This is a genomic window from Pseudoxanthomonas suwonensis J47 (genome assembly GCF_000513955.1).
Lineage (GTDB): Bacteria > Pseudomonadota > Gammaproteobacteria > Xanthomonadales > Xanthomonadaceae > Pseudoxanthomonas > Pseudoxanthomonas suwonensis_C.
This window is the reverse complement of sequence record NZ_AZUZ01000029.1, coordinates 32,926-56,088: the sequence shown is the minus strand read 5'-3', so window position 1 is coordinate 56,088 and position 23,163 is coordinate 32,926. Positions and strand designations below refer to the sequence as shown.

Below are 23,163 nucleotides of genomic sequence, written 5' to 3'. Positions count from 1 at the left end.
TGCAGCTGCAGTTGCCGTTGTAGTTGCGGTTGCTCTTGCCAGTGCGCTCTCAGGGTAGTCCTGACGTCCCTGCGAACAGGCGGCTCGTCGGCACCCTACCCTCACCCCTGGCCCCTCTCCCGATGGGAGAGGGGGAACAAGGCTCAGCCGAGCAGGTGCTCCAGCACCGCCATGCGCACGGCCACGCCGTTGGCGACCTGGCGCAGGACCCACGACTGCGGACCGTCGGCCACCTCGTCGGTGATCTCCACGCCGCGGTTGATCGGGCCCGGATGCAGCACCGCCGCGTCGGCCGCCGCGCGCCGCAGGCGCTGCGCCGTCAGGCCGTAGCGGGCGTGGTAGTCCTCCAAGGAAGGCACCAGGCCCTCCTCCATCCGCTCGCGCTGCAGGCGCAGCATCATCACCGCGTCCACGCCCTCCAGCATCGCATCGAATTCGTCGCCGACCACGCAGCCGGCAGTGGTCTCCGCGTCCGGCAGCAGCGAAGCCGGACCGCAGACCCGGATCTCGCCCGCCCCCAGCGCGCGCAGCGCATGCAGGTCCGAACGCGCCACCCGCGAATGCTTCACGTCGCCGACGATCAGGATCTTCAGCTTCGAGAAATCGCTGCCCTTGGCCTGGCGCAGCGTCAGCATGTCGAGCAGGCCCTGGGTCGGGTGCGCATTGCGGCCGTCGCCGGCGTTGACCAGCGCCGTGCCCTCGCCGGCCGCGTTGGCCAGCGCCTGCACCGCCCCGTCGTCCGGATGGCGCACGACGAAACCGCGCACCCCCATCGCCTCCAGGTTCTTCAGCGTGTCGCGCGCCGTCTCGCCCTTGCGGGTGGACGAGGTCGACGCGTCGAAGTTGAGCACGTCCGCGCCCAGCCGCTGCGCCGCCAGCTGGAACGAGCTGCGGGTGCGCGTCGAAGGCTCGAAGAACAGCGTGCACACCGCCGTGCCCGCCAGCACCGCGCGCTTGCCGACGCGGCCGACCGCCGCGTCGCGGATCTGCCCGGCGCGGTCGAGCAGCTGCAGCATGGTGGCGGGCGGCATGCCCTCGAGGGTCAGCAGGTGTCGCAGGCGGCCGTTCGGATCGATCTGGGGCGTCATGGCGTCGGTGGCGGGTGCTGGGAATGGAATGGGATGTCGGCTCACACGGGCGTGGCATCGCCGGGCGACTCCAGCCAGCGCTCGATGATCACCGCCGCGGCGGCGGCGTCGAGCGCGGCGGCGTCGCGGCGGCGGCGGTTGCCGGCGGCCCGGTCGCGGGCGAAGCGGTGCGCCGCCTCGACCGAGCTGGAACGTTCGTCGACCATCACCACCGGCAGCCGGTAGCGGGTCTTGAGCTGGCTGGCGAAGGCGCGGGCGCGGCGGCGCGCCGGCTGGTCGGCGCCATCCAGGGTCATCGGATCGCCGACGACGAGGCCGCGCGGGCGCCATTCGGCATGCAGACGGTCGACCGCGGCCCAGTCGGGGCCTTGCTCGCGCACGTCGACCACCGCCACCGCGCGGGCCCCGCCCAGCGCGCTGCCGACGGCCACGCCGATGCGGCGCGAACCGACGTCGAAGCCGAGCACGATCGCGTCGGCCGCGAGCAGGGTCCCGTTTGCGGGCGCCTCAGGCATGCCCGCTGTAGTCGGCCAGGCGGAACAGGTCGACGCCGATGCGCCCGGCCGCGGTCTGCCACCGGCGCTCCAGCGGCAGGTCGAACAGCAGGTCGGCGTCCATCGGCGCGGTCAGCCAGGTGTTCTCGCCCAGCTCGTATTCCAGCTGGCCGGCGCCCCAGCCGGCGCAGCCGAGCGCCACCAGCGCGCGCGGCGGGCCCTCGCCGGCGGCCATCGCCTCGAGGATGTCGCGCGAGGTGGTCAGGTACAGGCCGTCGGCCACCTGCAAGGTGGAATCCCAGCCGCGGTCGCCGTCGTGCAGGACGAAGCCGCGTTCCTGGTGCACCGGCCCGCCGTGCAGCACCGGCCGCGCGCAGAGTGCCTCGTCGTCGCTGCCGATGCCCATCTGCGACAGCACCTCGCCGAGCGTGTACTCGGAGGCGCGGTTGACCACCACGCCCATCGCGCCCTGCTCGTCGTGCTGGCAGATCAGCGCCACGCTGCGCGCGAAGTTCGGGTCGGCCAGCGCCGGCAGCGCGATCAGCAGCTGGTTGGCCAGGTTGTCGTTCGCTGCGGACATGCGCGCATTCTAGCGCCCATGCGGAGGGTGCGGCCGGCTCCCGCATAATCGGGCGGCCCTCCACCACGCCCTCGCCCCATGTCCGGCTACTGCGACGTCGCCCCCGGCCACCCGCTGCACGGGCCCTACCACGACCACGAATACGGCTTCCCGCAGCGCGACGAGCGCGTCCTGTTCGAGCGCCTGCTGCTGGAGATCAACCAGGCCGGGCTGAGCTGGGAAACCATGCTGAAGAAGCGCGAAGGCTTCCGCCGCGCCTACGAGGGTTTCGACGTGGACCGGGTCGCCGCCTATGCCGAGGCCGACCGCCAGCGCCTGCTGGCCGATCCGGGGATCATCCGCAACCGCCTGAAGATCGAGGCGGCGATCCACAACGCCCAGGTCATCCAACGCCTGCGCGACAGCCACGGCGGCTTCGCCGCCTGGCTGGACGCCCACCACCCGCTCGACAAGGCCGGCTGGGTGAAGCTGTTCCGCCACACCTTCCGCTTCACCGGCGGCGAGATCACCGGCGAGTTCCTGATGAGCCTGGGCTACCTGCCCGGCGCGCACCGCCCCGACTGCCCGGTGCAGGCGCGGATCGCGCCGCTGTCGCCGCCATGGATGGCCGCGGCCGGCTGAGGCGCCGGCCCCAAGGGCTCACACGCCCATGTAGCGGTGCGGGCGGTGGTTGAACATCAGCACCAGGCTCAGCAGCACCGCGCCCAGCGCCGAATACATCACCTTCGACGGCGGCAGCACGAAGAAGGCCGCGGCCATCAGCAGGGTGTCGAAGGCCAGCTGCACCTTGCCGGCGCTGATCCCGTGGTCGCGCTGCAGGTACACCGCGAGGATGCCGACGCCGCCGAGGCTGGCGCGGTGGCGGATGAAGAACAGCACGCCCAGCCCGCACAGCAGCCCGCCGACCACCGCCGAGTACAGGGTCGACATGTAGGCATAGCCGGCCCAGCGCGGCAGCAGATCGGTGAGCAGGCCGCAGGCGCCCACGGCGACGAAGGTCTTGAGGGTGAACTCCCAGCCCATCCGCCGTACCGCGATCCAGTAGAACGGCAGGTTCACCAGCACGAACACCAGGCCGAAGTTCCAGCCCAGCGCGTAGTGCAGCAGGAACGAGACCCCGGCCATGCCGCCGATCATCAGCCCGCCCTGGGCGAACACGGCCAGGCCCAGCGAGGCCACCAGGGTCGCCAGCAGCATGCCCTGCACGTCCTCGGCCACCGAATGGTGGAAGGCGCGATCGTCCGCCTGGGTCCCGGCCGAGTCGGGCGGCGGGGTCAGGGGACCGGAAGTGACGACGGTGCCGTCCGCGGGCAGGGGTTCCTGCCCGGGCCGGAAGTCCGGATCGGTGGCGTTCACGTGGGGGTGCCGCGAGTGGGGGGCGCGATTCTAGCCTGAGCCGCCGCCAGGCACCGTCGTCCGGAAACGACGAGGCCGCCCGGAGGCGGCCTCGCTGCAGCGGGAAGGACCCGCCGGCCGCGTCTCAGCGCGCCTCGGCGATCTCCACCCCGTCCAGGCCCTGGGCCAGGGTGCGGGCGTCGCCGCCCTGGGACAGCTTGATGCGCAGGCGCACCTCGTTCTGCGAGTCGGCGTAGCGCAGCGCGTCCTCGTAGGAGATCTCACCGGCCTGGTACAGCTCGAACAGGCTCTGGTCGAAGGTCTTCATGCCCAGGTTGGTCGATTCCTTCATGACCTCCTTGAGCTTGTGGATCTCGCCCTCGCGGATGTAGTCCTGCACCAGCGGGGTGCCCAGCAGGATTTCCATCGCCACGCGGCGGCCCTTGCCGTCCGGGGTCGGCACCAGCTGCTGGGCGACCACGCCCTTGAGGTTCAGCGACAGGTCCATCAGCAGCTGGCCGCGCCGGTCCTCGGGGAAGAAGTTGATGATGCGGTCCATCGCCTGGTTGGCGTTGTTCGCGTGCAGGGTGCACAGCACCAGGTGGCCGGTCTCGGCGAAGGCGATGGCGTGGTCCATGCCCTCGCGGGTACGCACCTCGCCGATCATGATCACGTCCGGGGCCTGGCGCAGGGTGTTCTTCAGCGCCGCGTCCCAGCTCTCGGTGTCGATGCCGACCTCGCGCTGGGTGACGATGCAGCCCTCGTGCTTGTGCACGAACTCGATCGGGTCCTCGATGGTGATGATGTGGCCGGTCGAGTTCTGGTTGCGGTAGCCGATCATCGCCGCCAGCGAGGTCGACTTGCCGGTGCCGGTGGCGCCGACGAAGATGATGATGCCGCGCTTGGTCATCGCCAGCGTCTTGATGATCGGCGGCAGGTTCAGCTCCTCCACCGTCGGGATCTTGGTCTCGATCCGGCGCAGCACCATGCCCACCTGGTTGCGCTGGTAGAAGCACGACACGCGGAAGCGGCCCACGCCGGCCACGCCGATGGCGAAGTTGCACTCGTGGGTCTTCTCGAATTCCTCGCGCTGCTGGGGCGTCATCACGTTGAGCACCAGGTCGCGGCTCTGCTGCGGGGTGAGCGGCGTCTGCGTGATCGGCGTGATCTTGCCGTGGACCTTCATCGCCGGCGGCATGCCCGCGGTGATGAACAGGTCCGACGCCTTCTGGTGCGCCATCAGCTTGAGGAACGAGGTGAAGTCGATGGTGCTCATGGTGGGCTCCTGCGGAGCCGGTGATTCGGGATTGGGGATTGGGGATTCGCAGATGCGCCGCACGGCGCCGTGTCCTCAAACCTTCCTCGCGATCTCCGGCCTAGGCAAATCCAAATCCCGAATCCCGAATATCGAATCCCGGCTCTTACTCGAAAAGGCGCTTGTCCTTGGCGTATTCCTTCGCCTGCTGGCGGGTGACCAGGCCGCGCTTGACCAGGTCCTGCAGGTGCTGGTCGAGGGTCATCATGCCGTACTGCTGGCCGGTCTGGATCGCGGAGTACATCTGCGCGACCTTGTCCTCGCGGATCAGGTTGCGGATGGCCGGGGTGCCGACCATGATTTCCCAGGCCGCGGTTCGGCCGCCGCCGACCTTCTTCAGCAGCGCCTGCGAGATCACCGCGCGCAGCGATTCGGACAGCATCGAGCGGACCATCGGCTTCTCGCCGGCGGGGAACACGTCGATGATTCGGTCGATGGTCTTGGCCGCCGAGCTGGTGTGCAGGGTGCCGAACACCAGGTGGCCGGTTTCCGCGGCGGTCAGCGCCAGGCGGATGGTTTCCAGGTCGCGCATTTCGCCGACCAGGATGTAGTCCGGGTCCTCGCGCAGCGCCGAGCGCAGGGCCTCGTTGAAGCCGTGGGTGTCGCGGTGCACCTCGCGCTGGTTGATCAGGCACTTCTGCGAGGTGTGCACGAACTCGATCGGGTCCTCGACGGTGAGGATGTGCCCGTACTCGTTCTTGTTGATGTGGTCGATCATCGCCGCCAGCGTGGTCGACTTGCCCGAGCCGGTCGGGCCGGTGACCAGGATCAGGCCCTGCGGCTGGTTGATCAGCTCGCGGAAGATCGGCGGGCAGCCCAGGTCTTCCAGGGTCAGCACGTCCGAGGGAATGGTACGGAACACCGCGCCGGCGCCGCGGTTCTGGTTGAACGCATTGACGCGGAAACGGGCCAGCGACGGGATCTCGAACGAGAAGTCGACCTCGAGGAACTCCTCGTAGTCGCGCCGCTGCTTGTCCGACATGATGTCGTAGACCAGCGCATGGACCTGCTTGTGGTCCAGCGCGGGGATGTTGATGCGGCGCACGTCGCCATCCACGCGGATCATCGGCGGCAGGCCGGCGGACAGGTGCAAGTCGGAAGCCTTGTTCTTGACCGAGAAGGCCAGCAGTTCGGCGATATCCATCCAAGATCCCCCAGGTGGCCCGCGTTCTTTGCGCAGGCTGGAACGTTACATCCCCTGCGGGGCAGTATAGCGCTCCCGCCGCTGCCGCCAATGCCCGGAAAACCGATGTCCGCCGACCGTCTCAGAATCGTGCTGCAGCGCATCCAGAACGCGGCCGATGCCTGTGGCCGGCCAGTGCCGGCGCTGCTGGCGGTGTCCAAGACCCAGCCGGCGGAAGCCGTGGCCGCCCTGGCCGCGGCCGGCCAGCGCGCCTTCGGCGAGAACTACGTGCAGGAGGCCGCGGCCAAGCGTGCCGCCCTGGCCGACCGGTATCCGGACCTGGCCTGGCACCTGATCGGGCACCTGCAGTCGAACAAGGCCGCCCAGGCGGCGCAGACGTTCGACTGGGTGCACAGCGTCGACCGGCCCAGCGTGATCGCCGCCCTCGCCCGCCATCGCGACCCGGCGCGCGGCCCGCTGAACGTGTTGCTGCAGGTGAACGTCGAGGCCGAACCGGGCAAGTCCGGCTGCGCCCCGGAAGACCTGCCGCCGTTGGCCGCCCTCGTGGTGGCCGAGCCGACCCTGGCCCTGCGCGGGCTGATGTCGATCCCGGTACCGCACGAGGACCCGGAACTGCGCCGCCCCGCGTTCCACCGCATGCGCGCCCTGTTCGAGCAGCTGGCCGCGGAGCATCCGGGCGTAGATACCCTGTCGATGGGGATGAGCGACGACTTCGCCATCGCCATCGAGGAAGGCGCCACCCTGGTCCGGATCGGCACTGCCCTGTTCGGCCCGCGGCCGCCGAAGCCGTAGCGCACTCCCTGGAGGACATCATGGATTCACACGACCCCGCGGCCGACGCCATCGCCTTCATCGGCGGCGGCAACATGGCCCGCAGCCTGATCGGCGGGCTGCTCTGCCGCGGCGCCGACCCGCGCCGGATCCGCGTCGCCGAACCGGTCGCCGCGCTGCGCGAGGCTCTGGCCGCCGACTTCGGCGTGCAGGTGTTCGAGCACGGCGCGGACGCGGTGCAGGGCGCCGGCCTGTGGCTGCTGGCGGTCAAGCCGCAGATGATGCGCGTGGCCTGCGAACCGCTCGCCGCCGCGGCGCAGTCGCTGAGGCCGCTGGTGGTCTCGATCGCCGCCGGCATCCCGGTGGCGCGGCTGCAGGAATGGCTGGGCGGCGGCCTGCCGGTGGTGCGCTGCATGCCCAACACGCCGGCCCTGCTCGGTGCCGGCGTCACCGGCCTGTTCGCCGGCGAAGGCGTCGACGAGGCGCAACGCGCCCGCGCCGGGGAACTCCTTTCCAGCGCCGGCGCCACGGTGTGGGTCGACGCCGAACCGCTGGTCGACGCGGTCACCGCGGTCTCCGGCAGCGGGCCGGCCTATGTGTTCCTGCTGGCCGAGGCGATGGAAGCGGCGGCGGTGGCCGAGGGCCTGCCGGCCGAGGACGCGCGCACCCTGGTCGTGCACACCCTGCTTGGCGCCGGCCGCATGCTGGCCGAAGCCGGCGACCCGCCGGCCGAGCTGCGCCGCAAGGTCACCTCGCCCGGCGGCACCACCCAGGCGGCGATCGAAGCCTTCCAGGCCGGCGGCTTCGAGGCGCTGGTCGCCCGCGCGGTGCACGCCGCGCGCGAACGCGGTGCCGCCCTGGCCGCGGCGACCGGCCCATGAGCGCGCGACGCCTGGCCGCGAAGGCCTGCCTGCTCGCCGGCCTCGTGCTCGCCGGCGCCGGCTGCGGCGGCGCGGCACCGCAGGCGGCGCAGTTCGTGCCGCCGGCGCCGAGCACGACCGACCTGTCCGGCTCGCTGCGCGCCCGCTACAACCTGCTGCCCACCCTCGCCCTTGGCGAAGCGGTGGCGCGCGAGTACCGCGTCGAACGCGACGAAGGCACCGCCCTGCTGGTGGTGGCGCTGCGCCGGGTCGGCGCCGATGGCGAGGAAACCAGCGTCGATGCCGAGGTGTCCGCCGAGGCCGTCGACCTGGGTGGACGCCGCCAGCAGGTGGCGCTGCGCAAGGTTGCCACCGGGGACTACGTCGACCACGTCGGCACCGTGCGGGTGGGCCGCCACGACACCATCCGCGTGCAGGTCGGCGTGGTCGCGGACGGCCGCCGCCAGCAGTTCGATTTCCAGCGCAACTTCTGAGCGGGGTTGCGTCCGGCGCCCATGCTGGCTAAGTTCGGCCGCGGGAGTGGCCGCCATCCGCACGCGGGAAGCGGCCAGAAAACAAAGGGGGGAGACCGCGCGGGCGCCATGCGCCCCGGCGCCCGTCCGCCCGCGCGTTTCCTTGCAACGGTCAGGCCCGCCGTCCGGGCCCGAAGGGGACGCGTCATGAACAGACTGCAATGCCTGGCAATCCTTGCCTTGAGCGTGGCCTTCCCGGCCTCGGCCCAGCAGGGCGCATGCCCGCCCCTGCCTGCCGGGACCAACCTGCAGTGGCAGGAAAAGGTGCACGACGGCTTCGTGCTGTGCCGCGCGCTCGATGGCGAACGGCCGGTGCTGAGCCTGATGCTCACGGCCAAGCCGACGGTCAACCTGCTGCGCCGCAACCGCCTCGAGGAAGGCAGCATCGGCTCGCACGAAGTGCGCTGGTACCAGCCGGAAATGGCGGTACAGACCGGCGCGCAGCAGCGGATCACCATCGTCGAGCTCGGCAACGACCGTTACGCCCAGGTCTGGGTCGAGGCCGCCAGCGACACCGAGCTGCGCCAGCTGCTCACGCTGGCGCAGTCGATCCCGCTGTACTGAGCCGGCACGCGGAAAGCGCGGCCGGGGCAGCCCGGCCGCGCCGCCTTCAGAAGCGGCCTTCCTGGAAGTCGACGAAGGCCTGCATCAGCTCCTGCTTCGTGTTCATCACGAACGGGCCGTAGCGCACGACCGGCTCGCGCAGCGGCGTGCCGGCGACCAGGATCAGGCGCGCACCGGCCTCCCCGGCGCGCAGCGACAGCGCGCCGCCACCGCCGAGCACGCCCATTTCCGCGGTTTCCAGCGCCCGGGCGTCATCGCCCTCGCCCACCGTGGCCGCGCCTTCGAACACGTAGGCGAAGGCGTTGTGCCCGTCGGGCAGCGCGTATTCCCAGGCCGCGCCCGGCTGCAGGGCGATGTCCAGGTACACCGGATCGGTGGCCGGCTGCACGATCGGGCCGACGGTGTCGCCAACACGGCCGGCGATCACCTTCACCTCGACGCCGGCGGCCGGCGCGACCACCGGGATGTGGTCGGGCGCGAACTCCTGGTAGCGCGGCTCGGTCATCTTCTCGCGCGCCGGCAGGTTCACCCACAGCTGGAAGCCGCGCATGCGCCCGGATTCCTGCTCCGGCATCTCCGAATGGACCAGGCCGCGGCCGGCGGTCATCCACTGCACGCTGCCGGAGGTCAGCAGGCCTTCGTTGCCGTGGTTGTCGCGGTGGCGCATGCGCCCGTCGAGCATGTAGGTCACCGTCTCGAAGCCGCGGTGCGGATGCTCCGGGAAGCCGGCGATGTAGTCCTCGGCCTTGTCGGTCCCGAATTCGTCCAGCAGCAGGAACGGATCCAGGTCGGGCAGCGCGGGGCCACCGATCACCCGGGTCAGCTTCACGCCGGCGCCGTCGGAGGTCGGGGTGCCGCGCACCTTGCGGACCAGGCGGGCGGGTTGGGTACCGAGGGAGGTGTTCATTGGGGCTCCGTTTCGTGGATTGCGCCCCAGCATGGTGGCGGGCGGGCGCGGGAGGAACGGGTGGCGGCGTAACCATCCGTTCCACCGCCGGTGCCAGTGTGGCGTGCCCTGCCCCGCGTTACGCCACCCAGACGGTCTTGATGTTGGTGAACTCGTGGATGCCGTGCGCCGCCAGCTCGCGGCCGAAGCCCGAGCGCTTCGTGCCGCCGAATGGCAGCCGCTGGTCGCTGCGGACGATGGCGTTGACGAAGGCCGCGCCGCACTGCAGCTGGCCGGCGATGCGCTCGCCCCGGGCCGCATCGCCGGTCCACACGCTGCCGCCCAGGCCGAAGCTGGTGTCGTTGGCCACGCGTACCGCCTCGGCCTCGTCGGCCACCCGCAGCACGCTGGCGACCGGGCCGAACAGCTCCTCCGAGTAGGCCGGCATGCCGGGCTTCACCGCGTCGAGGATCGAGGCCGGATAGCCGGCGTAGGAGGCGTCGGGCTCGCAGCCCAGCAGCGGCTTCGCGCCCCTGGCGATGCTGTCGGTCACCTGCTTGTGGAGGGTGTCGCGCAGGTCCTGCCGCGCCATTGGCGCCAGGGTGGTCGCCTCGTCCTGCGGATCGCCCAGGCGCAGCTTCGAGGCGGCCTCGACAAAGCGGCGGACGAACTCGTCGGCGATCGCCTCGACCACGATGAAGCGCTTGGCCGCGATGCAGGTCTGCCCGGCGTTGCCGAAGCGCGAGGACACCGCGCCGGCCACCGCCGCGTCCAGGTCGGCATCCTCCAGCACCACGAAGGCGTCACTGCCGCCCAGCTCCATCACGCACTTCTTCAGGTGCTTGCCGGCGGTGGCCGCCACCGAGCTGCCGGCCCGCTCGCTGCCGGTCAGGGTCACGCCGGCGATGCGCGGGTCGGCGATCACCTTCGCCGCCTGGTCGTTGTCGATGTGGAGCACGCCGAACGCGCCTTCCGGCAGGCCGGCCTCGCGCAGTACCTCGAGGATGGCGTCGGCGCAGCGCGGCACGTTGCTGGCGTGCTTGAGCACGGCGACGTTGCCGGCCATCAGCCCCGGGGCGAGGAAACGGAACACCTGCCAGAACGGGAAGTTCCACGGCATCACCGCGAACACGCAGCCCAGCGGCTCGTAGCGCACGTAGCTGCGCTGCGCCTCCGTGGCGATCGGCTGCGGGGCCAGGTAGCCGGCGGCGTGGTCGGCGTAGTAGTCGCAGACCGCGGCGCACTTGTCGATCTCGGCCAGGCCTTCCTTGCGCAGCTTGCCCATCTCCGCGCTCATGACCTGCTGCAGCTCCTCGCGGCGCTTGCGCAGCACGCCGGCGACGGCATGCAGCACCTCGCCGCGGGATTCGATGCTGCGCGTGGACCAGGCGGGGAACGCCGCGTGCGCGGCCGCCAGCACCGCATCCACCTGTTCCGGCGACAGCAGCGCCTGCCGGTGCTCGACCTGCCCGGTCGCGGGGTTGATCGTCTCGACACTCATCGTGGGTCTCACCTCATGCAGGCCGCGAGCATGGCCCCGCCGGGGTTAGCGCCATGTCGGCGCCCCCGGCGCGGCGCGGCGGCCTCAGCCGTTCTCCTGCAGCGCCAGCTGCATGTCGCGCTGGCGCCGGCGGTCCTCGCGGTACATCAGCCACCAGCCGGCCACCGCGGCCAGCGACACGGCCATGATCATCAGCGTGGCCAGCGCGTTGATCTTCGGACTCACGCCCAGGCGCACCGAGGAGAACACCTTGATCGGCAGCGTGGTCGAGTCCGGACCGGCGACGAAGCTGGCGATCACCACGTCGTCCAGCGACAGGGTGAAGGCCAGCAGCCAGCCGGACAGCAGGGCCGGGGCGATGATCGGCAAGGTGATCAGGAAGAACACCTTGAGCCGGTTGGCGCCCAGGTCCATCGCCGCCTCTTCCAGCGACTTGTCCAGGTCCTGCAGGCGCGAGGACACCACCACGGTCACGAAGGACACGGTCAGGGTCACGTGCGCGATCCAGATCGCGACCATGCCCTTGGACGGGATGCCCAGCGCCGCACCCACCGAGACCAGCATCAGCAGGATCGACAGGCCGATGATCACCTCCGGCATCACCAGCGGTGCGGTGATCAGCGCGCCGAACACGGTCTTGCCGGGGAAGCGGCGGAAGCGGGTCATCACCATCGCGCCGAGCGTGCCGATCACGGTGGAAGCGGTAGCGGTCCAGAACGCGATGCGCAGGCTGACCCAGGCCGCGTCGAGGATCTGCCGGTCGCGCAGCAGCTCGCCGTACCACTTGGTGGAGAACCCCGCCCAGACCGTGGCCAGGCGCGACGAATTGAACGAGTACACCACCAGCAGCACGATCGGCAGGTACAGGAAGGCGAAGCCGAGCACCAGCACCGCCCAGCGCAGCAGCTTCAGGCCGAGGGTCTGGTTCATGTCAGCCGGCCCTCCATTTCCTTGTGCTGGTAGCGGTTGAAGATGAGGATCGGCACCAGCAGCAGCAACAGCATCACGATCGCCACCGCCGAGGCGGCCGGCCAGTCGCGGTTGTTGAAGAACTCGCCCCAGAGCACCCGGCCGATCATCAGCGTGTCCGGGCCGCCGAGCATCTCCGGGATCACGAACTCGCCCACCGCCGGGATCATCACCAGCATGCAGCCGGCGATGATTCCCGAGCGCGACAGCGGCAGGGTGATGCGCAGGAACGCCTGCCATGGCTTGGCGCCCAGGTCGTAGGCGGCCTCCAGCAGGCGCAGGTCCAGCTTCACCAGGTTGGCGTACAGCGGCAGGACCATGAACGGCAGGTAGCAGTAGACGATGCCGATATAGGCCGCCAGCGGGGTGTAGAGGATGCGCAGCGGCGCATCGACCAGCCCGGCCCACAGCAGGAAGCGGTTGAGCAGGCCGTTGGCGTCGAGGATCCCGACCCAGGCGTAGACGCGCAGCAGGAACGAGATCCACGACGGCAGCACCACCGCCATCAGCGCGATGTTGCGGGTGGACGGCTTCATCCGCGCGATGAAGTAGGCCATCGGGTAGCCGATCGCCAGGCACAGCAGGGTCGAGACCGCGGCGATCTTGATCGAGCTGAGGTAGGCCAGGATGTACTGCGAGTCGGTGAACAGGGCCGCGTAGTTGCCCAGGTTCAGGCGCAGGGTCAGCGCCCTGTCGACCACCTCCACGATCGGCGTGTACGGCGGCATGGCGATGGCCAGCCGCGAGAATGAGATCTTCAGGACGATCAGGAACGGGGTCGCGAAGAACAGCAGCAGCCACAGGAACGGCACCGCGATCACCGCCCAGCGGCCGGACGGCACGAACCGCTTCAGCGCGCGCGCGTTCATGAGGTCAGCACCACGCCGTCGTTGTCGGCCCACCACAGCCAGACCTCGTCGCCCCAGGTCAGCGCGTCGCTGGCCCAGCGTTGCTGGTTGGTGAAGTTCGCCATCAGCTTGAAGCCGCTGGGCAGGCGCACGTGGTAGACCGAGTGGCTGCCGAAGTAGGCGATGTCCTCGATGGTGCCGCGGGCCTTGTTGTGCGGCTGCTCCGGCTCGTCCTTGCCGATGCCCAGCTTCTCCGGGCGCAGGGCGAAGGACACCGCCTGCCCCTCGAAGCCGGTGATGCCGTGGCCGACGTAGATCGGCGCGTCGAATGCGGGGGTGCGCAGGGTGACGTACTCGGGCTGGTCGTCGTCGATCACCGCATCGACCAGGTTGACCGAACCGATGAACTCGGCGGCGAAGCGGTTGGCCGGCTGCTCGTAGATCTCGTCGGGCTTGCCGACCTGCTGGATCCAGCCCTGGTCCATCAGCGCGATGCGGGTGGCCATGGTCATGGCCTCCTCCTGGTCGTGGGTGACCATCACGCAGGTCACCCCCGAGGTTTCGATGATGTTGACCAGCTCCAGCTGCATGCGCGAGCGCAGCTTCTTGTCCAGCGCGCCCATCGGCTCGTCCAGCAGGAGCAGCTTCGGCCCCTTGGCCAGCGAGCGGGCCAGGGCCACGCGCTGCTGCTGGCCGCCGGACAGCTGGTGCGGCTTGCGCTTGGCCAGCTTGCCCAGCTGCACCAGCTCCAGCATCTCGCCGACGCGCTTTTTGATGGCGTCCTTGGACAGCCCGTCCTGCTTGAGGCCGAAGGCGATGTTCTGCTCCACGGTCATGTGCGGGAACAGCGCGTAGGACTGGAACATCATGTTGATCGGCCGCTCGTACGGCGGCAGCTCGTTCATGACCTCCCCGTCCAGCACGATCCGGCCCTTGGTCGGCCGCTCGAAGCCGGCCAGGCAGCGCAGCAGGGTCGACTTGCCGCTGCCGGAACCGCCGAGCAGGGCGAAGATCTCGCCCTTGCGGATGTCGAGGCTGACGTCGTCCACGGCGACGAAGCCGTCGAATTCCTTGCGCACCCCTTCGATGCGCAGGTAGCGCGCCGCGTCGCCCCCGGGGGCTGCCGGGGTCGCGTTCGCAGGTTCAGTGATGGCCGCCATGGGCACTCCAGGTTGGGGTCGGGCGNCCCGCCGTCCGGGACGGCGGGCCGCGCCTGGTTGCCGTGCAGACTACCGGCCGGTCTTCAGTTCGGTCCAGAGCCGCGTATACAGCCGGTCCACCTCGGGCGGGACGATCGCCAGGGTGAACAGCCGGGCCTTGACCTCGTCCGGCGGGTAGATGGTGGGGTCGTTGCGGATCTCCTCCTCCACCATCGGCAGCGAGCCGGGCACCGGGTTCGGGAAGGCCACGGCATTGGTGTTGGCCGCCGCGACCTCCGGCTTCATCAGGTAGTCGATGAAGGCGTAGGCGCCATCGAGGTTCTTCGCATCCTTGGGGATGGCCAGCATGTCGACGAACAGGGCCGTGCCCTCGCGCGGGATCGAGTAGGCCACGTTGACCCCGTTGCCGGCCTCGGCGGCGCGGTCGCGGGCCTGCAGGATGTCGCCGGACCAGCCCAGCACCAGGCAGGCGTTGCCATTGGCCAGGGCGTCGATGTACTGGCTGGAGTGGAAGGTCTGCACGTAGGGGCGGATGCTCTGCAACAGCCTGGCGCCCTTCTCGATCACCGCCGGATCGGTGCTGTTGGGGTCCTCGCCCAGGTAGTTGAGGGCGATCGGGACCACTTCGGAGGGGGTGTCGAGCAGCATCACCCCGCAGTCCTTCATCTTGCGGATGTTCTCGGGCTTGAACAGCAGGTCCCAGCTGTTGGCGATCTCGGTGCTGCCGAAGGCGGCGGTGAGCTTGTCGACGTTGTAGCCGATGCCGGTGGTGCCCCACAGGTACGGCACGCCGTACTGGTTGCCCGGGTCCTGCACCGCGATCCGCTTCATCAGCTCCGGGTCGAGGCCGGCGTGGTTCTTGAGCCTCGAGGTATCCAGCGGCTGGAACACGCCGGCCTGGATCTGCCGGCCGAGGAACTGCAGCGAGGGCACCACCACGTCGAAGCCGGAATTGCCGGCCAGCAGCTTGGCTTCCAGCACCTCGTTGCTGTCGAAGACCCCGTAGTTGACCCGGACCCCGTGCTCGCGCTCGAAGCCGGGCACCGTCCCGTCGGCAATGTAGTCGGACCAGTTGTAGACGTTGACCGTCCCGCCCCCGCCGGGCCTGGCCTCGCCCCCTTCAGCCCCCTGCTTCCCACACGCGGCCAGCGCGAGCGCCGCCGCCAGTGCACACACCATACAGCCAGGTTTCCACGTCATTCGTCGCTTCCCCTTGCCCGTTCGGGCCTGTCGGTAGTCCACGACGCCGCCTCACGGTGGCGTCCCCGGGTTCCCCTCCCCTCGACCTCCCACCCTTGCGATCGCTGATGCGTGTTGCTTGACCTGATGTCGCCGCTGCCCGCGCCGGCCTGGACCGGCGCGGGGGCGTGGCCGCGGGTCAGCGGCCGGTCTTGATCTCCGTCCAGAGCCGCGTGTACAGCTTGTCGGTCTCCGGCGAGTTGATCGCGTAGGTGAACAGCTTGGCCTTCACTTCCTCCGGCGGATAGATCGTCGGATCGGTGCGGATCTCCTCGTCCACCAGCTCGGTGGCCGCGCTCACCGGGTTGGCGTACTGGATGTAGTTGGTGTTGGCGGCGGCCACCTGCGGCTCGAGCAGGTAGTTGATGAAGGCGTAGGCGTTCTCCGGGTGCCTGGCGTCGGCCGGGATCGCCAGCATGTCGAACCATTGCGGCGCGCCTTCCTTCGGGATCGAGTAGCCGATGTTGATGCCGTTGCCTGCTTCCTCGGCGCGGTCGCGGGCCTGGATGATGTCGCCGGACCAGCCGACCACCAGGCAGGTGGTGCCGTTGGCCAGCGAGCTGACGTACTGGCTGGAGTGGAAGTTCTGCACGTACGGGCGGATCGACTTGAGCAGGTCGGCCGCCTTCTGCAGCACCGCCGGGTCGGCGCTGTGCGGGTCCTCGCCCAGGTAGTGCAGCGCGATCGGGATCATGTCCGACGGGGTGTCGAGCAGGGTCACGCCGCAGTCCTTGAGCTTGCTGATCCTGGCCGGGTCGAACACCAGGCTCCAGCTCTCGGTCACCTCGGTGCTGCCGAAGATCTCCTCGATCTTGTCGATGTTGAAACCGATGCCGGTGGTGCCGGACATGTACGGCACGCCGTACTTGTTGCCCGGGTCCTGCGAGGCGATGCGTTCCATCACCGCCGGGTCCAGGTTGGCCAGGTTCGGGATCTTGCTCTTGTCCAGTTCCTTGAACACGCCGGCCTGGATCTGGCGGCCGAAGAAGTTCAGGGTCGGCACCACCACGTCGTAGCCGCTGGAGCCGGCCAGCAGCTTGGTCTCCAGGACCTCGTCGCTGTCGTACACGTCATAGGTGACGCGGATGCCGGTCTGCTTCTCGAAGTTCGGGATGGTCTCCTCGGCGATGTAGTCCGAGTAGTTGTAGACGTTGAGGACCTTCTCCTCGCCACCGGCGGCGTCGCCCGGGGCGTCCTTGCCACCGCAGGCGGCAAGCAGGGTTGCGGCAATGCCCAGGCTGAGCAGGCGGAGTTTCATGGCGGGGTTCCTCGTGGGTGGATGAAAGCCGCAGGTTAGCGCCGGGGGGCTCATTTGCCCAGTTCGGCGGCGGTCTGGTCGAGCGACCTCCAGGCCTTCCCGAACAGCTCGTCGACCTGTTCGCGGGTGATCACCAGCGGCGGCGACAGCAGCATCGAATCCCAGGTCGCGCGCAGGATCAGGCCGTTGCGCAGGGCGATGTCCCGGCACAGGGCGCCGACCTTGCCGCGCTCCTCGAAGAAGGCGCGGCGGCCCTTGTCCGGGACCAGCTCCAGCGCGCCCATCAGGCCGGCGATGCGGGCCTCGCCGACCAGGCGGTGCTCGCCCAGCTCGGCCCAGCGCTGGGCCAGGTACGGCGCGATCTCCTCGCGGGCATGCTCGACGATGCGCTCCTCCTGCATGATCCGCAGGTTTTCCAGCGCCACCGCCGCGCACACCGGGTGCCCGGAATAGGTCGCGCCGTGGGCCAGCTCGCCGCCGGCGTCGCGCAGCACGCTGGCGACGCGGTCGTTGAACATGGCCGCACCCAGCGGGATGTAGCCGGAGGTGATGCCCTTGGCGATGGTCATCACGTCCGGGCGGAAGCCGAAGTGCTGCGAGCCGAACCACTGCCCGGTGCGGCCGAAGCCGCAGATCACCTCGTCGGCCACCAGCAGCACGTCGTACTGGCGGCAGATCCGCTCGATCTCCTTCCAGTAGCTCATCGGCGGGATGTAGACGCCGATCGCGCCCATGATCGGCTCGCCGATGAAGGCGGCCACGCGGTCCGGTCCCAGTTCGAGGATCTTCTGCTCCAGCCGGCGCGCCGCGACCAGGCCGTATTCCTCCTCCGACAGGTCGCCGCCGTCGGCGAACCAGAACGGCGGGTCGATGTGGTGGATGTCCGGGATCGGCAGCCCGCCCTGCCGGTGCATGCCCTTCATGCCGCCGAGGCTGGCGCCGGCCATGGTGGTGCCGTGGTAGCCGTCGTGGCGGCCGATGAAGATGTTCTTCTGCGGCTGATCCTGCACCGCCCAGAAATGCCGCACCAGGCGCAGGATGGTGTCGTTGGCCTCGGAGCCGGAATTGACGAAGAAGGCGTGGTCGAGGTCGTACGGGGTCAGCTCGGCCAGCTTCGCCGCCAGGCGGATGGTCGGCTCGGTGGTGCACTGGAAGAAGCTGTTGTAGTACGCCAGCTCGGTCATCTGCCGCGCCGCCGCCGCGCCCAGCTCCGGGCGGCCGTAGCCGATGTTCACGCACCACAGGCCGGCGAAGGCGTCCAGCAGCTTGTTGCCCTCGGCGTCCCAGACGTAGCAGCCCTCGCCGCGGGTCAGCACGCGGGTGCCGCGCTTGGCCAGGGCGGCGTTGTCGTTGAACGGATGCAGGTGGTGGGCGGCGTCGAGGCGCTGGAGTTCGCGGAGGCTGTTGGGATCCATAAGTTTCCGTCTCGGGGCGTCACACGTTCAGCAGCAGGAACTCGCGTTCCCAGGAACTGATGACGCGGAAGAAAGTCTCGTATTCCTTGCGCTTGACCGACACGTAGGCGCGCACGAAACGCGGGCCGAGCATGTCCGCCAGCGGGCCGCAGGTCTCCAGCCCGTCCAGCGCCTCGCCCAGCGAGCGCGGCAGGTCGTAGCCCAGTTCCTTGGCGCTCTGTTCGGTCGGCGCGGTCGGCTTGAGCTTCTCGCGGATGCCCAGCAGGCCGCAGGCCAGGGTCGCGGCCATGGCCAGGTAGGGGTTGGCGTCGGAACCGGCGAAGCGGCTTTCCACGCGCTGGTTCTCCGGCGTGTCCATCGGCACGCGCAGGCCGCAGGTGCGGTTGTCGAAACCCCAGCGCACGTTGCTCGGCGAAACCTCGCCGAACATCAGCCGGCGGTAGGAATTGACGTTCGGCGCGAAGAACGCCATCGCCATCGGCACGTACTTCTGCAGGCCGGCCAGGTAATGGCCGAACACCGGGCTGAACTGGCCGGGCTTCCTGCCGGTGAACACGTTGCGCCCCCTGGTGTCCACCAGGCTCTGGTGGATGTGCATGGCGCTGCCCGGCTCGGTCTCCATCGGCTTGGCCAGGAAGGTGGCGTAGACGCCGTGGCGCATCGCCGCCTCGCGCATGGTGCGCTTGAACAGGAACACCTGGTCGGCCAGCGACATCGCCCCGGCATGGGTGAAGTTCACTTCCAGCTGCGCCGCACCGGACTCGTGGATCAGCGTGTCCACGTCCAGTTCCATCGCGTCGCAGTAGTCGTACATCAGGTCGAGGATCGGGTCGAACTCGTTGACCGCGTCGATCGAGTACGACTGCCGCGCCGTCTCCGGGCGCCCGGAGCGGCCGGCCGGCGGCAGCAGCGGGAAGTCCGGGTCGGTGTTCTTCTGCACCAGGAAGAACTCCAGCTCCGGCGCGACCACCGGCTGCAGCCCTTCCTTCGCGTACTCGGCCAGCACCCGGCGCAGCACGTTGCGCGGCGCCAGTTCGTGCGGGTGGCCGTCCTTGGTGAAGCAGTCGTGGATGATCTGCGCGGTCGGGTCGGTGGCCCACGGCACCATGCGCACGGTGTCCGGGTCCGGCCGCAGCAGCATGTCCGAATCCGAGGGCGAGGTCAGCTCGTAGTAGTCGTCCGGGTAGTCGCCGGTGACGGTGGTGGCGAAGATGCCTTCGGGCAGGCGGGTGCCGTAGTCGTGGCTGAACTTGTCGGCGGGGATGATCTTGCCCCTGGCGTTGCCGGTGATGTCCGGCACCAGGCACTCGACCTCGGTGATGCGCCGTTCCTTCAGCCAGCGGCGCAGCGAGCTCTCCTGCTGGGCGGGGGTGGCGACGACCTTGCGCTTGCTCTGGCGGGTACTCATGGAGGGTCCGGGTTCACGGGGAGGCGGCGGCCCCGGGCCGCCGGTCGCGCGCATCGGCCCAGACGCGGCAGGCCTGGCCGAAGGCGCGGAAGATGCCAAGGTAGAACGGGTTGCGGGTGACCTGCCATTCCGGATGCCACTGCACGGCCAGCAGGAAGCCCGGGCCGGTGCCGCGGTAGGCCTCGACCAGGCCGTCCGGGGCGGTGGCTTCCACGACCAGGCCGGGCGCCAGCCTGGCCACACCCTGGCCGTGCAGCGAATTGACCTGCACTGACGTGGTGCCGGCGATGCCGGCCAGCAGGCCGCCGGGCGCCAGCTCGACCGGATGCGACGGGCCGTACTGGCGGTCCAGTGGATCGTCGAGGTTCTCGCGGTGGTCGGCCAGCCCGGGCACTTCGTGCACCTTCTGGTGCAGGGTGCCGCCCAGGGCCACGTTCACTTCCTGGAAGCCGCGGCAGATCGCCAGCACCGGCAGGCCCATGGCCAGCGCGCGCGGGATCATGCCGAGGGTGTTGGCGTCGCGTGCCGGGTCGTGCAGGTTGCCCTCCCAGCTCGGCTCGTCGCTGTAGTGGTGCGGTTCGATGTTGCTGGTCGCGCCGGTCAGCAGCAGGCCGTCGAGGCGGTCGAGCCACTGTTCCGGCGGTACGGGCGGCTGCAGGGCCGGCAGCAGCACCGGGCTGGCCCCGGCGCCATCGACCACCGCGCGCACGTATTTCTCGCCGACCGCGAGGAACGGATGCGGGCCGAACTGTTTGCGGTCGGTAGGCAGGCCGACCAGGGGCGGCGGGGCCATGCGCGGAGGATTCCGGTGGCGTTCCGGCAACTTACCCCGGCCGTTTTATTTTTACAACACGCCACCCTGCCCCTGCCCGCCACTGGGCCAGATGCCGGACTGTCGCGATCCGGCGCGTTGAGTATTCTTGACGAGAGCCCGCCTGCTACTCTCGGCGGGCACCCGTCGAGGCCGTCGATGAACCGCCAGCCCACTCCTTCCGCGCTGCCCCCCGAAGACCTGCAGGCCCTCCACGGGATGGACGGCCACGCGGCCGCGCATGTCGACCTGCTCCTGCCCGACTGCAACGGCGTGCTGCGCGGCAAGCGCGTCGCCTTCGAGGCCCTGGAAAAGGTCTACGCCGCCGGCGTCTGCCTGCCGATGTCGCTGATCGCCGCCGACATCCGCGGCAATACCGTGGAAGAGACCGGCCTGGGCTACGACATCGGCGACGAGGACCGGATCTGCCGGCCGATCCCCGGCAGCCTGCGCCCGGTGCCGTGGTCGCCGCGGCCGGCGCTGCAGCTGATGCTGCAGATGGAGGACGGCGCAGGCGGCTGGTTCGAGGCGCACCCGCGCCGCGTGCTGCAGCGCGTGCTCGACCGCTATGCCGCGCTGGGCCTGACCCCGGTGGTGGCGGTCGAACTGGAGTTCTACCTGTTCGACCGCCTGCCCGGCGCCGACGGCCGCCCGCAGCCCACGCTCAACGCCAGCGACGGCCGCCGAAACGACAGCACCCAGGTCTATTCGATCGACGACCTGGACGAGAACGCCGCCTTCATCGACGGCGTCGCCCGGGCCTGCCGCGCCCAGCGCATCCCCGCCGATACCGCCGTGGCCGAATACGCGCCGGGCCAGTTCGAGATCAACCTCAAGCACCGCGCCGACGCGCTTGCCGCCTGCGACGACGCGGTCCTGCTCAAGCGCGTGATCAAGGCGGTGGCGCAGCAGCAGGGCATGCTCGCCAGCTTCATGGCCAAGCCGCTGGCCGGCCAGGCCGGCAGCGGCCTGCACCTGCACGTGAGCCTGCTCGACCGCGACGGCCGCAACCTGTTCGCCGGCGAGCCCGGCGCCGGGGCGCCGGCGCCGCTGCGCCACGCCATCGGCGGCCTGCAGGCCAGCGCGCGCGACAACCTGCTGCTGTTCGCGCCGCACGCCAACAGCTACCGGCGCTTCGTCGCCAACGCCTTCGTCCCGCTCAACGACAGCTGGGGCTACAACAACCGCACCGTCGCCATGCGCATCCCGCACAGCGACCCGGCCAATACCCGCATCGAGCACCGCATCTCCGGTGCCGACGCCAATCCCTACCTGGTCGCCGCGGCGGTACTGGCCGGCATGCTCGACGGCATCGAGCAGCAGCTCGATCCGGGCCCACCGGTCAGCGGCAACGCGTACGAGCAGTTCCCGATGCAGACGCCGCACTGGCGCGGGGCGATCGACGACTTCCTCGGCAGCGCCTTCGCCGGGCGCTGGTACGGCGAGTCCTTCCGCCACGTCTACGGCCAGCAGAAGCGCCGCGAGATGCTCGACTTCCACGCCGAGGTCAGCGACCTCGACTACGCCTGGTACCTGCGCACGGTGTAGCGACCGATGAGCCAGGACCGCCCCTACCCCGCCAGCTGGTACGCCGCCAGCGCCACCCCGCTGCCGGAGCAGCCGGCGCTGCAGGGGACGCTGGAAGACGTCGACGTGTGCATCCTCGGCGCCGGCTACACCGGCCTGAGCGCGGCGCTGGACCTGGCCGAGGCCGGCTACCGGGTGGTGGTGCTGGAAGCGCAGCGCATCGGCTGGGGTGCGTCGGGCCGCAACGGCGGCCAGGCCATCGTCGGCTACGGCTGCGAGCAGTCGACGCTGGAGAACCTGCTCGGCCACGAGGACGCGCGCAAGCTGTTCGACCTGTCGCGCGAAGGCATGGACCTGCTGCGCCAGCGCATCGCCCGCCACGGCATCGCCTGCGACTGGCGCGACGGCCACGCCCATGTCCCGCTGAAGCCGCGCCAGGAACGCGCCCTGCGCGCCGGCATCGTCGAGATGGCCGAGCGCTACGACTACCCGCTGGAATGGTGGGACCGCGAACGCCTGCGCCAGGAACTGGCCAGCGACCGCTACCTCGGCGCGGTCTACGACCACGCCAGCGGCCACCTGCATCCGCTGGAATACTGCTTCGGCCTGGCCCGCGCAGCGATGGCCGCCGGCGTACGCATCTTCGAGCATTCGCGCGTGGTGGAACTGGTCCGCGGCACGCGCCCGCAGCTGCGCACCGGAGGCGGCCGGGTCAGCGCCGACTTCGTGGTGCTGGCCGGCAACGCCTGGCTGCGCGGCGTGGTGCCGGAACTGGAATCGCGGGTGATGCCGGTGGGCACGTACATCGCCGCCACCGCGCCACTGGGCGAGGAACGTGCCCGCGCCCTGATCCGCAACGACATGGCCGTGGCCGACGTGAACTGGGCCCTGGACTACTTCCGCCTGAGCCGCGACCACCGCCTGCTGTTCGGCGGCCGCGCCAGCTATTCCAGCCTGCCGCCGCCCAACCTCGGCGGGGTGATGCGCCGGCGCATCCGCCACGTGTTTCCGCAGCTGGCCGGCGTGCCGGTCGAATACCTGTGGGGCGGCTACGTCGACATCTCGCTCAACCGCGCCCCGCACTGGGGCCGGCTCGGTAGCAACGTGTATTTCGCCCAGGGCTTCTCCGGCCACGGCGTGGCCGCCACCGGCCTGGCCGGCCGGCTGATCGCCGAAGCCATCCGCGGCCAGTCCTCGCGCCTGGACCTGTTCGCGAAGATCCCGCACGCGCCCTTCCCCGGCGGCCGCGCCCTGCGCACCCCGCTGCTGGTGCTGGCGATGGCCTGGTACCGGCTGCGCGACGCGCTCTGGTAGGCATCGGGGAATCCCCCGGTAGCCGCGCGGCTAAAGCTGCGGAAAACGTGGGGTTTTTCACACTGGACGCTTGATCAGGATCAAAGCCTGACCCCCTGCCGTCGATCTAGCCTCGCCCATTCCATGACAGGCGAGACGGTTGT

The 23,163-nt window shown here is 70.0% G+C and carries 23 protein-coding genes; 7 read left to right on the top strand and 16 right to left on the bottom strand.

The window, feature by feature from the left end:
• Positions 1–143: 143 nt before the first annotated feature.
• Genes M503_RS0109380 through M503_RS0109370 form a run of 3 tightly spaced genes read right to left on the bottom strand, consistent with a single transcriptional unit; the run spans position 144 to position 2,162 of the window.
• On the bottom strand, positions 144–1,088 hold the full coding sequence (locus M503_RS0109380) for an aspartate carbamoyltransferase catalytic subunit (RefSeq protein WP_028928229.1): 945 nt from the start codon (positions 1,086–1,088) through the stop codon (positions 144–146).
• A gap of 41 nt (positions 1,089–1,129) precedes the next feature.
• Positions 1,130–1,603, bottom strand: a complete 474-nt coding sequence (ruvX, locus tag M503_RS0109375) for a Holliday junction resolvase RuvX (RefSeq protein ID WP_028928228.1) — start codon at positions 1,601–1,603, stop codon at positions 1,130–1,132.
• On the bottom strand, positions 1,596–2,162 hold the full coding sequence (locus M503_RS0109370; RefSeq protein WP_028928227.1) for a YqgE/AlgH family protein: 567 nt from the start codon (positions 2,160–2,162) through the stop codon (positions 1,596–1,598). The genes ruvX and M503_RS0109370 overlap by 8 nt, the downstream gene beginning before the upstream one ends.
• A gap of 78 nt (positions 2,163–2,240) precedes the next feature.
• Between M503_RS0109370 and M503_RS0109365 the strand changes: the two genes are divergently transcribed.
• The gene (locus M503_RS0109365; RefSeq protein ID WP_028928226.1) at positions 2,241–2,783 is read left to right on the top strand and encodes a DNA-3-methyladenine glycosylase I; all 543 of its coding nucleotides are present in this window, start codon (positions 2,241–2,243) and stop codon (positions 2,781–2,783) included.
• Positions 2,784–2,801: 18 nt separating this feature from the next.
• On the opposite strand, the gene M503_RS0109360 is transcribed toward M503_RS0109365, so the two are convergent.
• From M503_RS0109360 to M503_RS0109350, 3 genes are all read right to left on the bottom strand, one after another.
• Entirely contained in the window at positions 2,802–3,476 is a 675-nt protein-coding gene (locus M503_RS0109360; protein ID WP_024869365.1) for a YitT family protein, read from the bottom strand.
• A 166-nt stretch (positions 3,477–3,642) separates the two neighbouring features.
• Complete coding sequence (locus tag M503_RS0109355) at positions 3,643–4,773, bottom strand: PilT/PilU family type 4a pilus ATPase (RefSeq protein WP_024869364.1); 1,131 nt, start codon at positions 4,771–4,773, stop codon at positions 3,643–3,645.
• Between the two features lie 145 nt (positions 4,774–4,918).
• Positions 4,919–5,956: a type IV pilus twitching motility protein PilT gene (locus M503_RS0109350; RefSeq protein ID WP_024869363.1), complete on the bottom strand. Its 1,038-nt coding sequence runs from the start codon at positions 5,954–5,956 to the stop codon at positions 4,919–4,921.
• Between the two features lie 105 nt (positions 5,957–6,061).
• Between M503_RS0109350 and M503_RS0109345 the strand changes: the two genes are divergently transcribed.
• The 4 genes from M503_RS0109345 (at position 6,062) to M503_RS0109330 (ending at position 8,684) form a co-directional block, all read left to right on the top strand.
• On the top strand, positions 6,062–6,748 hold the full coding sequence (locus tag M503_RS0109345; protein WP_028928225.1) for a YggS family pyridoxal phosphate-dependent enzyme: 687 nt from the start codon (positions 6,062–6,064) through the stop codon (positions 6,746–6,748).
• Between the two features lie 20 nt (positions 6,749–6,768).
• Entirely contained in the window at positions 6,769–7,608 is an 840-nt protein-coding gene (gene proC / locus M503_RS0109340; protein ID WP_028928224.1) for a pyrroline-5-carboxylate reductase, read from the top strand.
• Positions 7,605–8,081, top strand: coding sequence for a DUF4426 domain-containing protein (locus M503_RS16110; RefSeq protein WP_051414482.1), 477 nt, complete (start codon positions 7,605–7,607; stop codon positions 8,079–8,081). The genes proC and M503_RS16110 overlap by 4 nt, the downstream gene beginning before the upstream one ends.
• Before the next feature lie 186 nt (positions 8,082–8,267).
• On the top strand, positions 8,268–8,684 hold the full coding sequence (locus tag M503_RS0109330; protein WP_028919680.1) for a hypothetical protein: 417 nt from the start codon (positions 8,268–8,270) through the stop codon (positions 8,682–8,684).
• Between the two features lie 46 nt (positions 8,685–8,730).
• On the opposite strand, the gene M503_RS0109325 is transcribed toward M503_RS0109330, so the two are convergent.
• From M503_RS0109325 to M503_RS0109280, 10 genes are all read right to left on the bottom strand, one after another.
• Entirely contained in the window at positions 8,731–9,591 is an 861-nt protein-coding gene (locus tag M503_RS0109325) for a pirin family protein (RefSeq protein ID WP_028919681.1), read from the bottom strand.
• Between the two features lie 118 nt (positions 9,592–9,709).
• Positions 9,710–11,071 carry an NAD-dependent succinate-semialdehyde dehydrogenase gene (locus M503_RS0109320; RefSeq protein WP_028919682.1) on the bottom strand — a complete coding sequence of 454 codons (1,362 nt, stop codon included), beginning with the start codon at positions 11,069–11,071 and terminating at the stop codon, positions 9,710–9,712.
• An 84-nt stretch (positions 11,072–11,155) separates the two neighbouring features.
• A complete protein-coding gene (locus tag M503_RS0109315) occupies positions 11,156–12,001 on the bottom strand; it encodes an ABC transporter permease subunit (RefSeq protein ID WP_028919683.1) in 846 nt (281 codons plus the stop codon).
• A complete protein-coding gene (locus tag M503_RS0109310; protein WP_028919684.1) occupies positions 11,998–12,909 on the bottom strand; it encodes an ABC transporter permease subunit in 912 nt (303 codons plus the stop codon). Before M503_RS0109310 ends, M503_RS0109315 begins: the two co-directional genes overlap by 4 nt.
• Positions 12,906–14,048, bottom strand: a complete 1,143-nt coding sequence (locus M503_RS0109305; protein ID WP_037061000.1) for an ABC transporter ATP-binding protein — start codon at positions 14,046–14,048, stop codon at positions 12,906–12,908. The genes M503_RS0109310 and M503_RS0109305 overlap by 4 nt, the downstream gene beginning before the upstream one ends.
• 69 nt (positions 14,049–14,117) lie before the next feature.
• Positions 14,118–15,227 (bottom strand): polyamine ABC transporter substrate-binding protein, encoded by a 1,110-nt coding sequence (locus tag M503_RS0109300; RefSeq protein ID WP_028919686.1) that lies wholly within the window; start codon positions 15,225–15,227, stop codon positions 14,118–14,120.
• A gap of 199 nt (positions 15,228–15,426) precedes the next feature.
• Positions 15,427–16,545 carry a polyamine ABC transporter substrate-binding protein gene (locus M503_RS0109295; protein ID WP_028919687.1) on the bottom strand — a complete coding sequence of 373 codons (1,119 nt, stop codon included), beginning with the start codon at positions 16,543–16,545 and terminating at the stop codon, positions 15,427–15,429.
• A gap of 50 nt (positions 16,546–16,595) precedes the next feature.
• Positions 16,596–17,960, bottom strand: coding sequence for an aspartate aminotransferase family protein (locus M503_RS0109290; RefSeq protein ID WP_028928223.1), 1,365 nt, complete (start codon positions 17,958–17,960; stop codon positions 16,596–16,598).
• Positions 17,961–17,979: 19 nt separating this feature from the next.
• A complete protein-coding gene (locus M503_RS0109285) occupies positions 17,980–19,368 on the bottom strand; it encodes a glutamine synthetase family protein (protein ID WP_024869350.1) in 1,389 nt (462 codons plus the stop codon).
• Between the two features lie 13 nt (positions 19,369–19,381).
• Positions 19,382–20,161: a gamma-glutamyl-gamma-aminobutyrate hydrolase family protein gene (locus M503_RS0109280; protein WP_028919689.1), complete on the bottom strand. Its 780-nt coding sequence runs from the start codon at positions 20,159–20,161 to the stop codon at positions 19,382–19,384.
• 177 nt (positions 20,162–20,338) lie between these two features.
• Between M503_RS0109280 and M503_RS0109275 the strand changes: the two genes are divergently transcribed.
• Together M503_RS0109275 and M503_RS0109270 are read left to right on the top strand one after the other, a co-directional pair.
• On the top strand, positions 20,339–21,727 hold the full coding sequence (locus M503_RS0109275) for a glutamine synthetase family protein (protein ID WP_028928222.1): 1,389 nt from the start codon (positions 20,339–20,341) through the stop codon (positions 21,725–21,727).
• Positions 21,728–21,733: 6 nt separating this feature from the next.
• Positions 21,734–23,020 carry an NAD(P)/FAD-dependent oxidoreductase gene (locus M503_RS0109270; protein WP_028928221.1) on the top strand — a complete coding sequence of 429 codons (1,287 nt, stop codon included), beginning with the start codon at positions 21,734–21,736 and terminating at the stop codon, positions 23,018–23,020.
• Positions 23,021–23,163 lie beyond the last annotated feature (143 nt).

Bases quoted from the DNA above. Each gene is read 5' to 3' on its own strand.
- M503_RS0109380 (WP_028928229.1), bottom strand. From the start codon at position 1,088: ATGACGCCCCAGATCGATCCGAACGGCCGCCTGCGACACCTGCTGACC.
- ruvX (WP_028928228.1), bottom strand. From the start codon at position 1,603: ATGCCTGAGGCGCCCGCAAACGGGACCCTGCTCGCGGCCGACGCGATC.
- M503_RS0109370 (WP_028928227.1), bottom strand. From the start codon at position 2,162: ATGTCCGCAGCGAACGACAACCTGGCCAACCAGCTGCTGATCGCGCTG.
- M503_RS0109365 (WP_028928226.1), top strand. From the start codon at position 2,241: ATGTCCGGCTACTGCGACGTCGCCCCCGGCCACCCGCTGCACGGGCCC.
- M503_RS0109355 (WP_024869364.1), bottom strand. From the start codon at position 4,773: ATGAGCACCATCGACTTCACCTCGTTCCTCAAGCTGATGGCGCACCAG.
- M503_RS0109350 (WP_024869363.1), bottom strand. From the start codon at position 5,956: ATGGATATCGCCGAACTGCTGGCCTTCTCGGTCAAGAACAAGGCTTCC.
- M503_RS0109345 (WP_028928225.1), top strand. From the start codon at position 6,062: ATGTCCGCCGACCGTCTCAGAATCGTGCTGCAGCGCATCCAGAACGCG.
- proC (WP_028928224.1), top strand. From the start codon at position 6,769: ATGGATTCACACGACCCCGCGGCCGACGCCATCGCCTTCATCGGCGGC.
- M503_RS16110 (WP_051414482.1), top strand. From the start codon at position 7,605: ATGAGCGCGCGACGCCTGGCCGCGAAGGCCTGCCTGCTCGCCGGCCTC.
- M503_RS0109330 (WP_028919680.1), top strand. From the start codon at position 8,268: ATGAACAGACTGCAATGCCTGGCAATCCTTGCCTTGAGCGTGGCCTTC.
- M503_RS0109325 (WP_028919681.1), bottom strand. From the start codon at position 9,591: ATGAACACCTCCCTCGGTACCCAACCCGCCCGCCTGGTCCGCAAGGTG.
- M503_RS0109320 (WP_028919682.1), bottom strand. From the start codon at position 11,071: ATGAGTGTCGAGACGATCAACCCCGCGACCGGGCAGGTCGAGCACCGG.
- M503_RS0109315 (WP_028919683.1), bottom strand. From the start codon at position 12,001: ATGAACCAGACCCTCGGCCTGAAGCTGCTGCGCTGGGCGGTGCTGGTG.
- M503_RS0109310 (WP_028919684.1), bottom strand. From the start codon at position 12,909: ATGAACGCGCGCGCGCTGAAGCGGTTCGTGCCGTCCGGCCGCTGGGCG.
- M503_RS0109305 (WP_037061000.1), bottom strand. From the start codon at position 14,048: ATGGCGGCCATCACTGAACCTGCGAACGCGACCCCGGCAGCCCCCGGG.
- M503_RS0109300 (WP_028919686.1), bottom strand. From the start codon at position 15,227: ATGGTGTGTGCACTGGCGGCGGCGCTCGCGCTGGCCGCGTGTGGGAAG.
- M503_RS0109295 (WP_028919687.1), bottom strand. From the start codon at position 16,545: ATGAAACTCCGCCTGCTCAGCCTGGGCATTGCCGCAACCCTGCTTGCC.
- M503_RS0109290 (WP_028928223.1), bottom strand. From the start codon at position 17,960: ATGGATCCCAACAGCCTCCGCGAACTCCAGCGCCTCGACGCCGCCCAC.
- M503_RS0109285 (WP_024869350.1), bottom strand. From the start codon at position 19,368: ATGAGTACCCGCCAGAGCAAGCGCAAGGTCGTCGCCACCCCCGCCCAG.
- M503_RS0109280 (WP_028919689.1), bottom strand. From the start codon at position 20,161: ATGGCCCCGCCGCCCCTGGTCGGCCTGCCTACCGACCGCAAACAGTTC.
- M503_RS0109275 (WP_028928222.1), top strand. From the start codon at position 20,339: ATGAACCGCCAGCCCACTCCTTCCGCGCTGCCCCCCGAAGACCTGCAG.
- M503_RS0109270 (WP_028928221.1), top strand. From the start codon at position 21,734: ATGAGCCAGGACCGCCCCTACCCCGCCAGCTGGTACGCCGCCAGCGCC.